Raw genomic sequence first — 14,236 nt, forward strand, 5'->3', positions numbered from 1 at the left:
AATGACAATGACATCAAACAAACCTTATTTAATTCGCGCTGCCTATGATTGGATAGTAGATAACGAATTAACTCCTTATATCATGGTTAATGCAGCATATACGGGTGTACAGGTGCCGAGAGAACATGTAAACCATGATCGCATTGTGTTAAATATTTCTCCGGCAGCAACACGCGGTCTTTTATTGGAAAATGATCGAATTATCTTTACTGCGCGTTTTTCAGGAAAAACAGAACAAATTTTTGTTCCGCCAGGATCAGTACTGGAAATCTATGCTAAAGAAAATGGCAGGGGTATTGCTTTTGCTATCGAAGAAGAAGAAGAGCCGCCTCCAGCATCTTCTGGCTCATCAGGTTCTGAATCTGATGGTTCAACTACTTCTAAAAGCAAGCCTTCGTTAAAGTTAGTCAAGTAAATGGAAGTAGCCTGGTGAAGGCGTGAAAACGAAACTCGGGTTTGATTCACCCTTTCCTAGACTGCATATATGAAACGTGTTCGAAATATAGCGTCATCCAACTAAGTTCTAGACAAGGCGCAAGTAAAGTGAAGTGAAGGAGTGTACACAAGTACATGACTGAACTGAACGAGCTTGCAATGTATAGAACTTAGTGGTGGCGCTATAGTAAATTTGGAGCACAAGGTGATCATACCAACAAACGCGCTTTATCGTTGTGAGCAAATTAGAGCTTGTGAGCAACAGGCTACTTCTATATATCAATTAGATGAAAATGCACTTATGTCTCGTGCCGGAGCAGAGGCATTTTTTCTTATAACAAAACTATATCCCCATGTTCGTCATATTGCTGTGTACTGTGGCGCCGGAAATAATGCAGGTGATGGATATGTCGTGGCACGTTTAGCACATGAACATGGATTATTAGTGACAATTTACCAATGTAAGGCGGTGGCCGACCTTCCTGTTGCAGCCCAACATGCGGCTTTAATGGCTATAAGTGCAGGAGTTGAATGTCAAGCTGTAGATGAACCATTAGACAGTGAAGCAGAATTAGTTATTGATGCTTTATTAGGGATAGGGCTGAAAGGACCTGTTCGTGGGGTTATTGTATCGGCAATTAATCAGATCAATATGAGTGGTCTACCTGTCGTAGCTTTGGATATTCCATCGGGCCTTAACGCAGATACAGGCAAGGTAGAGAATTTTTGTGTTAAAGCCAATACCACGTTAACGTTTATTGCCCAGAAATCGGGTATGTATACTGCGGATGGTCCTGATTATTGTGGGGATATACACTGTTGTTCTTTACAACTTGATTCCTGTGTGACTCAATTGACTCCTGCTGCCTGTCTTTTAAGTTCAGAGACCTTGGCTTTGCCGCTTGCTGGGCGCAAAAAAAATTCACATAAGGGAAATTATGGTCATGTTTTGGTAATTGGTGGAGGGCCAGGGATGCCTGGAGCCATTGGCCTCGCCGCCAAAGCGGCAATGCGAACAGGCGCAGGTTCAGTAACTATTGCAACATGGCCTGAACACGCAAAGAGCGCCTTACCATTAATCCCCGAGGCTATGGTAAGTGCTGTTGAAACCGCTAAAGATTTAATGCCGCTTTTAGATCGAGCCACAGTGTGTATTATTGGCCCTGGCCTGGGAGAAAGTGAATGGGCTATTAACCTGTTTTTAATGGCAATTACATCACAATTACCTATGGTTATTGATGCATCAGCCTTAAGATTATTAGCCGAAAACTCACAGATGGATGATAATTGGATATTAACCCCACATCCTGGTGAAGCGGCTTGTTTGCTCTCTTGTACTACTGATTTGATTCAGAAAGATAGATATCAGGCGGCAGCAAATATCCAGAAGCAATACGGGGGAGTCGTTGTACTGAAGGGGGCTGGAACCGTAATTCAAACAGCAGAGAAAGATGCGTTTGTTTGTTCTCGGGGTAACCCTGCTATGGCTAGTGCTGGTATGGGTGACGTGTTAAGCGGTATTATTGGAGGGCTTTGCGCCCAAGGATTTTCTTTATCCGAAGCAGCGCAATGTGGTGTATGGGCGCATGCAGTTGCTGGAGATCTGTCAGCGAAAAAAATAGGAGGAGCTGGTTTACTGGCCAGTGATTTATTTGATGTTTTACCTCATGTCTTGAATTACCCTGAATGATGATAAATAGCGAATCGAATACGGTTATAACACTGAATTTACCAGATGAAACGGCAAGCGAAAATTTTGCCGCTCATCTGGCTTCTTGCCTTTGTCCTTCCTTAATCATGACCTTTAGTGGTGATTTGGGTGCAGGCAAAACAACTATTATTCGCGCTATGTTGAAACATTTAGGCATTCAATCTGCAATCAAAAGTCCTACCTTTTCATTGGTAGAAAGTTATACATGCAATCATTTGACCATACACCATTTTGATCTCTACCGAATACACCATGAGGAAGAATTGGAATATATTGGATTCAGAGATTATTTTACCCAGGAGAGTATCTGTTGTATTGAATGGGCAGAACATGCTGGAGGAATATTGCCTCCTGTAGATATTCGTTTTAAGTTAGGTATTAAAGGGGCTGGACGTGAAATGCAAGTTATGGCATTGAGTGCAGCGGGTAAAAGAATTTTAGTTCGCCTGGCAGGTGAAAGATGATATTTCGCTCATGGTGTTTTGTTGTAATGTGTCTTTGTTCTATTACAACATTTAGTGCTCAACTACAGTCTGTTGTTTTAAAACAACAGGGTAACCAAACCTCACTTTTTCTATCTATTAATGGACCATTCACCCACAAATTATTTTTTTTGGATCATCCTGGTCGGGTTGTATTGGACTTAAAGGAAACACAACTTGCTGTGGATTTAAATCAATTGGGTTTAATTAATGGATTAGTAAAACAAGTTCGGAGTGGGCATTCTGAACCTAGAACCTTAAGATTGGTTTTTGAAGTGAATCAAAAAGTCCAACTGCGCTCCTCTCCTTGGAAACCTAACGGCGCTTTTGGAGGTATACGCGTTGATTTAGTTCATAGTGGCCCTCTTGTTGCACCCATTGCCGCAAGTATTCCTAAATCTGCTGTAGTATCGAAGACATATGCTACACCGAAAATACAACAGGCTAAATTATCTGCAAAAACCGAACCCAAACAACAAGCACGTCCTATTTTGACAAATCAGAACCCTATTAAAGTAAGCAGGAGACCAACTAAACTGCGTGATGTTATTGTGGTTTTGGATGCGGGGCATGGGGGCAAAGACCCTGGCGCTCGAGGTCCTCGTAATTCCCGAGAAAAGGATGTTGTATTGGCAATTACTTTAAAACTAAAACAACTAATCGACAGACAGCCTGGTATGCGTGCAGTATTGACTCGTTCGGGAGATTATTACGTGGGTTTACGACAACGGCTGGATATTGCCAGAAAATATAATGGAGATGTTTTTGTTGCCATTCATGCTGATGCATTTAATAACCCTCATTCAAATGGTGCTTCGGTATTTGCTTTATCACAAAGGGGAGCAACAAGTGAAGCAGCACGTTGGCTTGCAGAAAAGGAAAACTATTCTGAATTAGGCGGAGTGAATTTAGGTGATTTAGATGATCAGAATGGGGTTGTTCGCTCTGTACTCATTGATTTATCACAAACAGCCACGATTAATTCAGGTTTGCAAATGGGTGGGCGTGTTTTAAATCAGCTCGGTAATTTTACTAGTTTGCATAATAACAAAGTGGAGCAAGCTGGGTTTGTAGTTTTGAAGTCTGCTGATATTCCTTCAATTTTGGTGGAAACAGGATTTATTTCCAATCCTATAGAGGAACGAAATTTAACTAACCCTGCTTACCAGGCTCGATTGAGCCAAGCAATTTTTCAAGGCATTAAAGGGTACTTCTGGGAAAATCCCCCTCACGGATCGCGCATTGAAGCAATGACAACCAATAATGTCCATTTGGTTCGCGCTGGAGAAACGTTACCTGCTATCGCTGCGCGTTACCATGTTTCAATTGGGGCCTTACAATCCATGAATCATTTACGCGGTATTACTCGGCTTAAGCCAGGTCAAAAATTGGTGATTCCTCAGGCATGGGCATAAGAATTCAGCAATTACCACCGCTTATAGCAAATCAAATTGCTGCGGGAGAAGTAATAGAACGGCCTGCATCGGTAGTGAAAGAACTACTGGAAAATTCTTTTGATGCAGGTGCAGATACGATTACTATAGAAATAGGTTATGGTGGCCTCAATCAAATCAAGATCAGTGATAATGGAGTTGGCATCGTAGCAGAAGACTTGCCTTTGGCAATTGCTGCACATGCAACCAGCAAAATCAGTACACTTAATGACTTATATGCAATTGATAGTATGGGCTTTCGTGGAGAAGCATTAGCCAGTATTGCTTCTGTAGCAAAAGTCACGATTAGCTCCAAGCCGGAACAACAAGAAACGGCAATGATGCTGCGAGTGCAAGGTACAGAAAGAGCAATATCCCCTTGCGCTCGCACTGCAGGAACGACAGTAGATGTTGTTGATTTATTTTTTAATGCACCGGTACGAAAACGATTTTTAAAAAGCGAAAAACTAGAATTTCAAGCAATCGAAACAGTAGTGAAACGTTTTGCTTTAAGTGTTCCTGGTATTGCACTAACACTGAAACATAATGGGAGACAGGTTTTATCGCTTCCTGCCGCAACCAATGAACAAACTCGTTTAACCCGTATGACCCGTATCTTGGGTAGTACTTTTGTTAAAGAATCAATTTATCTTGATGTAGAGCATGGTGCAATGAAACTTGGCGGATGGATAAGTAGCCCTAATTTTCAGCGCAGTCAGAATGATCGATTGTGGGTTTATATTAATCAGCGCATGGTAAAAGATAGACTAATTCACCAGGCACTTAAGCAGGCATATGATGGCTTATTGTATCCTGGTCGTTTTCCTGCCTGTGTGTTGTATTTGACGATTAACCCTGCAGAGGTAGATGTGAACGTACATCCTACCAAACATGAGGTGCGCTTTCAGCAGCCTCGCTTGGTTTTTGATTTTTTTACGTCACAATTGACTGCTGCATTGAAGTCAAAAAATGAGTTCAATGAAGAGATAGCATATGCATTATTCGAACAGCCGAGGCATGAAGAGGTTCAAGCGGTTTATGAGCCCTACCCTAAATTGGCTGCATCAAGCAAAAGTCTTTATAATTTAGAAACCGAATTACCCTGGATCATTTTGAATAGCCAATACATTTTGGCATTCATCCATCAACAGCCGTATGTTGTTGATGTTGTGAGTCTGCATCAATATAGACTGCAGGAGCAAATACCTCAATTGGTATTGCCTTTGGCGAGCAGGCCTTTATTGGTAGCGATTCCATATTCCTTTCCCCAGAAATTACAAAGTAGTTCTTTGGAGTTAGAACAGTGTCTCCAACAATTAGGAATAAATCTGGAATGGTTAGGAGAAAATGAAGCAGTCATTCGCAGTATGCCGCTGTGTATGCCCCATTTAGATTTGCGGTTATTCTTGGACTCTGTTGCTGCTTGTGATGTAGTGAACCAGAATACCTTGCTTGAATTAATGAACCGCTCGCAAGTATTTGATCCCAGACTTTTAAGTCTTGAGGAAAAAATGGAATTAAATGAGTTACTCCTTAGACTATATAATGAGGAAAACAAAAGACCAGGACTATTTAAAGTGTTGACGAGCGAAGATTGTAAAAATTTATTACATGTCTGAAAACCTGAGCGCTTACAACTGAGTCTCCTGCATATAGTTGCAAGCAACCAGGATAAGCTTGCTTATCTTAAACTGAAAATAATTCCTGTAGGGCCATCCATACCTGAACCGGTTTGGGTACAGTTAATGATATCCCCATTCGCAGCTACTTGGCATTTCGAGACAGTATCATTAACGGCTTGAGTAATATAGACCAAGGGCTCGGTTGGATGAAATACCAAATAACGGGGTTGATTAATTGTTTGGGAGTTTACACAATTTATTAAGTTTCCATTGGAACTCACTCCACATTTAGAGACAAAGTTCCCAAATTGATTCGCTATATAAGCTAGAGTTTCTGTCTGATTCAAAGTAATTCCGAGTGGAGTGTTAAAACCGGTTCCAGCAGGTGTAGGGCTGCATGTTAACTCACCGTTTATAGCAACATCACATTTTGTTATTTCGCCTGAACCAAAATTACTCACATACGCTCTTGTGTGGGCGAAATTGAATATTATATCCACGGGGTCGATAAAAGTTGCACCTACTGCGGTTAAATTACAGATGCTTAAATTACCAGCTGCATCAATTTGGCATTTTGATATAGAGCTACTGGCGGTATTAGCGATATATGCAAAAGTTCCTGCAGCGTTCAGGGTAATTCCTTCAGGGCTATTAAATCCGCTGCCTGCTTGATTACAATTAACTAAACCCCCAATTGAATCGAACTCGCATTTAGTTATATTATTTCCGGTTGCATTTGTAATGTAAATCAAAGTACCCGCAGGATTTATAACCAGATCGAAGGGGTTGTTAAACCCTCCTGCATTAAGGCAGTTGAGAAAATCACCATTAATACCTACTTCACAACGAGTAACCTGATTTGTACCACTTGCAAAATCATTCGCTATATAAGCTAATAGGGTTTTCACAGCAATTAATACGGGCACAGTATTGGTATTGGAGCCTTGTACAGGCACGGTTATCTGAGGGTGGGCTGTGCCGCTCGGTGTAAATCGTAATAGACAGCTAGCGCCTGGGGCAATATTGGCACAATTACTGGCATCTTGGATGACATCATTCCAGGTTGCAGGCAGAAGGGCGCGAACATTGATAGCCGTCACATTCGTTGAGGTATTCGTGACGGTTAGGCCAAGTGTAGAACCATTTTTAATGAGGATTAATGGGGAGCCGGTGACCGTAATGGTTGCACTGGGTGGAGGGGCTACGGAAAGCAAAATGCTTGCCTGTATGGTATTATCCCCCTGGATAAACACAGTGCTTTGAGGGCGAGGGATAGTTCCCGGTGTCACGCGCAACTGACAACTGGCGCCTGGGGCAATACTGACACAATTACTCGCATCTTGAATGACATCCGTCCAGGTAGGAGGCAATAAAGCATGAACATTAAAGGCTGTTATTGTCGTTGAAGTATTGGTTATTTGAATAACACCGGGAATGCCGCTTCCTGCCATTAAGGTGAGTACAGAAGGATTGACCGCAAGATTGGCTAACGCAGGGCTTACACGAGTAATGTTTAATTGATTCGAGGGGCTGGGTTGAGAACAAAGAAAAGGATCTGGGCTATTATCTCCTGGCCCCTTTGTTTTGCACACCACAGGTCCGCCATGAATACCCGCCGGTGGCAGCTGGGGACCTAAAATCGTTAAAGTTAACAGACAAGATTGCTTGGGAGCGAGTATGAATGGATTGGGACAACTTCCTGCTTGAGTACTTGTTTGGAATACTCCAGGTAGTGGCACAATCGTTAAAGTACGGGTAATTTTGGTTTGATTGCTCACTTGATATTGTAGGGTAGCAGCACCATTAGCAGGAACCTGCACCGTAGTCGCGGTTGTGGGAATGAGTGTGAACTTAGGCTGGGGGGCTGCATAAAGCGAAGCGGCGGTCATTAGCAAAGTAAAACAAGCGACAAGGCCCTGTAGCATCCGTTTCATAGGTTTTATCCTTAAGCAATAAACGTAACGTTAAACTGCAAAGTATGGGTATATAAATGAGAATCCGATAAGCCATTGCCTAGTGTTTGCCCAGGAGCTCGGCCTAATTGACTCCTACCCCAATCAGCAAACTCATAACCCACACCAGCTGACCAATTAGAGTGAAATTGTTTTTGTAAGCCAGCCCCAATGCTATAAGAAAGAGAAGTTTCAGTTTTGCTAGAAAAGAAAGGTGCAGGAATTTCTTCGGGAATCTTTGGTATAATGCTGTAATCTGAGGCGCGATTAAAACTGACTCCTAGAGAACCACTAAGATAAGGCAGTGCCCAAAATCTGATATCCGTCAGAATTTTCCCTTTTAAGGCTATCCGGATAGGTCGAATATCATATTGATACCAGTAATTATTAAAATCAGGATCAGCATCTTCCCAAATATCACCTCTTACGGTGATCTTGCTAACTGCCTCAATGGCAAAACCCAGTTGTCCCAGCCAGCTTGGATTTATATTTTTTTGGAAGCCTATAAATAATCCGCCTAGGCCCAATGTCTCTGATGCATTATCCACGGCATAATTTTTAAAAACATCAGGTTGTAAAGAGAGTGTTTGTGATTTGCCCGGATTATCTGCCCAAGCAGGCCCGCCGCTTAGAGTTATTACCCAGGAATAAGCAGGGGAAATGGTGATTTGGCCCATGGTTCCAGCTGATAAGAGCGTCGGAACAAGGAGGAGTAATCCTGCGGACAGTTTCCTTGTTGGCATTGGTGTTATCCTTAACAATCAAGCTTAGTCGAAAAGTGAGTAGCAAAAAATGCAATCTTAACGTGGAAAGAGAACACGAGCAAGTGCAGCCAGACTGCTTGCAAATCAGAGTTTAGCAGAGTAAAGAAATAGGATTGGGTAGCGTCACTTTCTTTCACTACATCAATACCTACAAAATCATACAAACTCATGCTAATCTCCAATAGTTTGTAGAAATACCTCGGATACTATTTATCTTCTTGCAATGCGCCTAATCTACAATTCAGGCTTTATGCCCAGCCTGGTATAGCGTACGAACCCCCAGGTTTGTTAGAATATTGGGCCACTGGCTTATGCTTTGCTCTGCGCCCAGGCTACATGAAAGGAAAGGCTTGTTTTTTAATTGAGATACTTAATGGTTAAATTAATTTTTTGTTTGATGGGACCAACTGCCTCAGGAAAAACGGCTTTAGCTTGTGAATTAGTAGCACGATATCCTTTTGAAATTATTAGCGTTGATTCTGCAATGATTTATCGTGATATGAATATAGGAACTGCCAAACCAACTCCTCAGGAGCTGAACATGGCACCACACCACTTAATTGATATCAAGGCTCCGATTGAGTCCTATTCTGCTGCTCAATTTTGTACCGACTCTTTATCTTTGTGTGACGCGATCATCAAAAAAGGCAAAATCCCTTTGCTTGTCGGAGGAACGATGATGTATTTTAATGCGTTACAAAAAGGCTTATCTGCTTTGCCTGAGGCGAATCCGGCGATACGTCAGCAATTGGAAGCTGAGGCTGCTTTGTTGGGGTGGCCCGTTCTTCATCAAAGATTGGTACAGATTGATCCCGAATCTGCTGCGCGAATTCATGCTCATGATGCACAACGAATTCAACGGGCATTAGAGGTCTATTACGTGACTGGTAAGACCCTGTCTGCGTTTCTTGAGCAGCATAAGGAAAAGCCAGATTATCATTTTGTGAATTTTATTCTCTTTCCAGAGCAAAGAGCGTGGTTGCATGAACGTATTGCACAACGTTTTGATCATATGTTAGCCGCGGGTTTTATTGAAGAAGTAAAACAGTTACAACAAAAATGGCATTTAACCATAAACCTACCTTCCATGCGTTGTGTGGGGTATCGGCAAGCCCTTGAATATCTTCAAGGCGATTATGATTATTCTATAATGCGTGATAAAGGGATTGCTGCTACCCGGCAATTGGCGAAGCGTCAATTAACTTGGCTCAGGCATTGGGGAGAAGCTTTTTATTATGATCCACAAAATGGGGCTTTTCGCGAAGAGATTATAGCGAAAATTGAGGAAATATTAGATAATCCTATTAAATAAGATTTAAAGGAGCATCATGTTAAAAGCAAAAAAAAAAGAACCAGCGAGTACAAAAAAAAATTATGTGGTACACCTTGATGAATTACCTCTGAGCTGTCCGACAAAAGATATGGTGTTATGGAATGCTCATCCTAAGGTTTATTTGCCGATTGAAAAAACCGGAGTAGAAGTGTGTCCTTATTGTGGTTCGCGGTTTGTTTTACAGAATGATTAAATCCATTTGTATTGTACGTTTATCGGCATTAGGTGATGTTCTAATGGCTGTTCCACTCATTAGAACGTTACAAGCCAATCTACCACAAGCCAAGTTGACTTGGATTATTTCCAGGCCTGCTTTTGATTTGGTAGAAGGAATGGATGGAGTAGAGTTCATTTTAATTGATAAACCGCACGGTCTTATGGACTACTGGCGCTTTAAAAAGCAAATGAAAGGACGTATCTTTGATGTGTTATTGGCGCCGCAAGCGAGTCTCAGAACGAATTTTCTTTATCCCTTTATCAAAGCAAAAAGAAAAATAGGGTACGATGAGCATCGAGCAAATGATGCACATGGCTTATTTGTCAATGAACGAATTACGCCAGGCTTAGAGCATACCTTGGATGGTTTTTTGAAATTTGCCCATGCCTTAGGAATACAGGAACGTGTTATTCGCTGGGATTTACCTATTTCTTCTGCAGATTATGAATGGGCAGAACAACAGTTACCCAAGCAAGGTCCCATTTTGGTAGTGAATCCAGCGGCAAGTAAACCTGAACGTAGTTGGCCTGTTGCCCGTTATATTGAGGTTTTGCAAAAAGCGCAAGAACAATGGAGTGTACAGGTAATTATTACGGGAGGACCAATTGATTTTGATAAACAGTTGGCAGAACAGATTACGCAAGCGATTCCTGCTGCAATTAATCTTGTGGGTAAAACCAAACCCAAACAATTATTGGCACTTATCAGTAAAGCAACAGTAGTTCTTTGCCCTGATACGGGCCCCTCCCATATGTCTACTGCGGTAAACACCCCAGTTGTAGCATTACACGCGGTAACTAACCCGCTTATTTCTGGTCCTTATCTTTTTCAACATTTAGTTGTAAACCATTATCCTGAAGCTGCAGAAAAAATTCTTGGCAGCAAGTGCATTGAAGATGTTTGGGGACAGCATGTACATGGTGAAGAACCTATGCAATTAATTTCTGTTGATGAAGTGATGGAAAAGTTATCAATTGTTTTAGAGGGTACAGCTCAATAAATTCATAGAATTGTAGCTTTTATAACCCTGGCGCAGCGCTTCAAACATATCCTTGAACCTACATAAAGCGACGCGTCCTGGTTTTTACTGTGCTTACACTTAATGAGAGTATGAACAACTTGCCGCCTCCAAAATAGATTCATTTTCTTGTGGTGGTTTTTCCTTACTTTTATATGTTCTGTCGAGGAAGAAATCATTCGTTTTCTCCCTGGCTATTGTATCAATTGGCTCCAGCTGGCCAGGTTCATCTTTATTTGAAATGCTGCTTGGATGATATTCACTTGCATCTTGGGTACATTGTCCAGACAGTAAAGAAGTTGACAGGATACCAAGGAACACACCAATTAGACTAATCGCCGATAAAGTACATGCGCTACTAAACCCTATAGCCGTTCCGGCTGTAAATGCTATAAGCGGTAAGGCTAATCCCCCTGTTGTAATTGTTGCTACTAAAACACTACCGATGAGTAGGGTGCTTGCTGCCAATAATAAGCCAATTGAGAGATTGGAGCTTAATAGTTTTTTAGGCCATGCAATCTCTTTATCTAAAGCGGAGTCAATATTGAGTTGAGTTCGATAAGAATTAAATAAAACAAAAAGTGTTGTTGATAGCATAATAGCCATTGGGATTAATGGAGAAACAGCAACTCCCGCTATAGAAAAACTCATGATAAAGGCAAGAAATGCGATAGTACTATAAATGAGTATGCCTTTGTTTTGGCTTATATTTTGCTGTAGGGCGCAATTTAATTTATTGTGTTTAAATAGATAATCTAATGAACCATTAAAAGTAATATCAGTAAAAAATGCTGATTTATCATTGGAATCCATGGCACAGCTAACTCCTCCTTTTTCAGAGACAATCCGACAACAAGGCGCATCATTTAAGCCATCCCCTACAAACCACACTCCTTTAGGATTGCTTCTTTCTGTACTCATCAATTTTCTTAAAAATGATTCTTTGTCTTTTGGCGTTTGCCCTGCATGGATATCTTCTTCATTAAAAATAAAGCCCATTTGTTTATTAAAGCCTTTGGCTGATAAAAGGTTATCTCCGGTTAACATGATAATTTTTTTGCCTTCTCTTCTTAACCGGTTGAGTGCCTCGAGGACCCCTTTTCTTACTTCATGTTTCACATAGATAATTCCTTTATAGATGCCATCTTCTGCTACACAGACCGCTGAAAAGCCTTGTTCGATTTTTGATTGTTCAGGTTCAGGGAGAGTAATGCCACTCTCTCTTAAGTAGTCAACGTTTCCAATTTGTATTATTCTTCCTTGCACTCTCGCTGTGAGTCCTCGATTTTTCTGGTCCATCGTGCATTCGTTTATTTCATCAAAAAGAAGTTGATTATTCATCGTAACTTCATAGTGTTTTTGAATTGCCTTAGCAAGAGGGTGCTCTCTGCCATGAGCTTTTTCCAATAAATAGATTCGTTGCCATAATGAGGAATGTATAGGAATGTCGGAAGATTCCACAATGGAATTTCCTGTGGTTAATGTTCCTGTTTTATCAAAAACTACAGTATGGATTTCATCCGATTGTGGTGAAATTAAACTGTCGTCACGTAATTGGATGCCTTTATTATTACGATGATGGATGCTGATGAGTTGGGGTAATTGATGCGCGATAGCAATCGTGCAAGGACATACAGAAAACAAAATGCCAATAATGTTTTGTATTACTAAAGGAATAGTCGCTATTCCCAATCCGATTGGAGTAAAAATAGCCGCCATAAGACCAATGATAACAAGTGTCGTATAAAGATAAGCAAATTTGGGGGTTTCTTCTTTGGGAGTGGCTGATTCTTTAGCTCGGTTTGAGCGAAAGAGAAGCGTATTGACAGTACTATTGTATGAGTTTTTCTCAGCGTAAACAGTAACTTTTTTTCCAAGATTAATAGCACCCGAAGGAATATGCTGCCATAATTGTTTTGTTTGATGCGGTTCACCGGTTAGAAGAGATGCGTCAATTACGGTGTTGCCTTGAACTAAAACACAATCCACTGGAAAGCACTCGCCAGCGTTAACTTCAATGAGCATTCCTTCTCTTAAAAGATTTCTTTTTTCTTCGCTTATTTCCTTGGTATCTAATAATTTTTGAATAAATAATAGGTGCTCCTGTTCTTCTTTATTCGGTTGCGAATCAATTTCTGAAGGGTTTTGTTTCTTAGATGAAAGTAGGTGCTCAATTTTTTTTGATAAGAGTTCGAGTTCGAGTTGGGTTAACTGATAACAACGGTAGTTTTCTGACATTTGAGGAAATAATGTTTTAATTCCTTTCAATTGAATTTTTTTAGATTTTTCAATAACGAGACGTTTAATCTCATCCATACCATTGATGCAAGCAATCAACATGGTTGGCATCATAAAGTTCATAAAGATCATGGAAAAATTACTTGCCAAAGGCATGCTTATGGCATGAAAAAGAGTATGGGCCATAGATAACAACCAGCCTAGGCTAATGGTCGTTGCCATATTTGCAAAATTTTTAGCGCGGAAGTTATGAAAAAAAGCAAATAAGTACTCTCGAGCGGTAAATGCGGTTGAAAAAAAAGTAAGAGCCGTTAAGCCAATGGTTAAAATTATTGATGGAGGAAATGTAAGTGTTAAAGCAAGTACAGCTCCCATGCACATTAGGTTAACAAGTATGTTAATCCAATTTTTTTTGTCGCTTGGTTTATTCCCATTCTCTTTTTGATCGTCAATGATCTCAAAAATAATATCTTCTTTAATTTTGGCAAAGATAATGGAATCAAAATTTTTTATGGGAATAAAATCACCTTGCTCACTTTCAATAGAAACAGTGAATTGATGAATACCTAAACTACTGGGTTCTGCATCTACGATAAGTCGGGCATCTGCAGGAAGAATCTCTTTTTCGATACAATCATTGATACAGGTATGAAGAAAGCCTTGTATTGTATTACCACAACCATCAAAGCACATGATGCCGGATACTAGGAACGATTTTTGAAAGATAATAGTTTTTGACATAGAAAAATGAGCAGTTAAATGCGTCAATCTAAATTACTTTGACCCAAATGTCATCAACTATTTAACTGATTATTTAACGAAATTACCCAGCTCACAATGTTACTTAATGCTCTTTATCCGTTATCAATAAGACCTACTAAACTATGACCTTTTTATGCATGAAATCATATACACCATTTTATAAAAGTTGTTAGGAATTTTTTATAAAAGTTTTAGTTTAAGTGCAATCATAACTAACTGAAACTGCTCATGATAGAGTGATGCATTTAAAAACTGAATTCTTGAAACGG

At 40.5% G+C, this 14,236-nt stretch carries 12 protein-coding genes; 8 read left to right on the plus strand and 4 right to left on the minus strand.

All coding sequences use genetic code 11. The features are described 5' to 3' along the window. The first annotated feature begins 1 nt into the window (after position 1). From FOLKNPGA_RS01475 to mutL, 5 genes are all read left to right on the plus strand, one after another. Complete coding sequence (locus tag FOLKNPGA_RS01475; RefSeq protein ID WP_182351419.1) at positions 2-415, plus strand: ClpXP protease specificity-enhancing factor; 414 nt, start codon at positions 2-4, stop codon at positions 413-415. A 225-nt stretch (positions 416-640) separates the two neighbouring features. Then, positions 641-2,125, plus strand: coding sequence for an NAD(P)H-hydrate dehydratase (locus tag FOLKNPGA_RS01480; RefSeq protein WP_370529172.1), 1,485 nt, complete (start codon positions 641-643; stop codon positions 2,123-2,125). After that, positions 2,125-2,610, plus strand: coding sequence for a tRNA (adenosine(37)-N6)-threonylcarbamoyltransferase complex ATPase subunit type 1 TsaE (gene tsaE / locus FOLKNPGA_RS01485; RefSeq protein WP_370529197.1), 486 nt, complete (start codon positions 2,125-2,127; stop codon positions 2,608-2,610). Before FOLKNPGA_RS01480 ends, tsaE begins: the two co-directional genes overlap by 1 nt. Next, entirely contained in the window at positions 2,607-4,043 is a 1,437-nt protein-coding gene (locus tag FOLKNPGA_RS01490; protein WP_182351421.1) for an N-acetylmuramoyl-L-alanine amidase, read from the plus strand. The genes tsaE and FOLKNPGA_RS01490 overlap by 4 nt, the downstream gene beginning before the upstream one ends. Beyond that, a complete protein-coding gene (gene mutL / locus FOLKNPGA_RS01495) occupies positions 4,034-5,680 on the plus strand; it encodes a DNA mismatch repair endonuclease MutL (RefSeq protein ID WP_182351422.1) in 1,647 nt (548 codons plus the stop codon). The genes FOLKNPGA_RS01490 and mutL overlap by 10 nt, the downstream gene beginning before the upstream one ends. Positions 5,681-5,742: 62 nt before the next feature. Here mutL and FOLKNPGA_RS01500 read toward each other — a convergent pair whose 3' ends face one another. Genes FOLKNPGA_RS01500 through FOLKNPGA_RS01510 form a run of 3 tightly spaced genes read right to left on the minus strand, consistent with a single transcriptional unit; the run spans position 5,743 to position 8,569 of the window. Next, a complete protein-coding gene (locus FOLKNPGA_RS01500; RefSeq protein WP_182351423.1) occupies positions 5,743-7,617 on the minus strand; it encodes a hypothetical protein in 1,875 nt (624 codons plus the stop codon). Between the two features lie 11 nt (positions 7,618-7,628). Continuing rightward, a complete protein-coding gene (locus FOLKNPGA_RS01505; RefSeq protein WP_255466032.1) occupies positions 7,629-8,378 on the minus strand; it encodes an outer membrane protein in 750 nt (249 codons plus the stop codon). Between the two features lie 11 nt (positions 8,379-8,389). Continuing rightward, positions 8,390-8,569 carry a hypothetical protein gene (locus FOLKNPGA_RS01510; RefSeq protein WP_182351424.1) on the minus strand — a complete coding sequence of 60 codons (180 nt, stop codon included), beginning with the start codon at positions 8,567-8,569 and terminating at the stop codon, positions 8,390-8,392. A gap of 203 nt (positions 8,570-8,772) precedes the next feature. Between FOLKNPGA_RS01510 and miaA the strand changes: the two genes are divergently transcribed. Genes miaA through FOLKNPGA_RS01525 form a run of 3 tightly spaced genes read left to right on the plus strand, consistent with a single transcriptional unit; the run spans position 8,773 to position 10,949 of the window. Beyond that, on the plus strand, positions 8,773-9,711 hold the full coding sequence (miaA, locus tag FOLKNPGA_RS01515; protein ID WP_182351425.1) for a tRNA (adenosine(37)-N6)-dimethylallyltransferase MiaA: 939 nt from the start codon (positions 8,773-8,775) through the stop codon (positions 9,709-9,711). 16 nt (positions 9,712-9,727) lie between these two features. Further along, entirely contained in the window at positions 9,728-9,925 is a 198-nt protein-coding gene (locus FOLKNPGA_RS01520) for a zinc-finger domain-containing protein (RefSeq protein ID WP_182351426.1), read from the plus strand. Continuing rightward, positions 9,918-10,949, plus strand: coding sequence for a glycosyltransferase family 9 protein (locus FOLKNPGA_RS01525; RefSeq protein ID WP_182351427.1), 1,032 nt, complete (start codon positions 9,918-9,920; stop codon positions 10,947-10,949). The genes FOLKNPGA_RS01520 and FOLKNPGA_RS01525 overlap by 8 nt, the downstream gene beginning before the upstream one ends. A gap of 99 nt (positions 10,950-11,048) precedes the next feature. On the opposite strand, the gene FOLKNPGA_RS01530 is transcribed toward FOLKNPGA_RS01525, so the two are convergent. Further along, the gene (locus FOLKNPGA_RS01530) at positions 11,049-13,973 is read right to left on the minus strand and encodes an HAD-IC family P-type ATPase (protein ID WP_255466033.1); all 2,925 of its coding nucleotides are present in this window, start codon (positions 13,971-13,973) and stop codon (positions 11,049-11,051) included. Positions 13,974-14,236: the final 263 nt, after the last annotated feature.

This window comes from Legionella sp. PC1000 (genome assembly GCF_014109805.1).
GTDB lineage: Bacteria > Pseudomonadota > Gammaproteobacteria > Legionellales > Legionellaceae > Legionella > Legionella resiliens.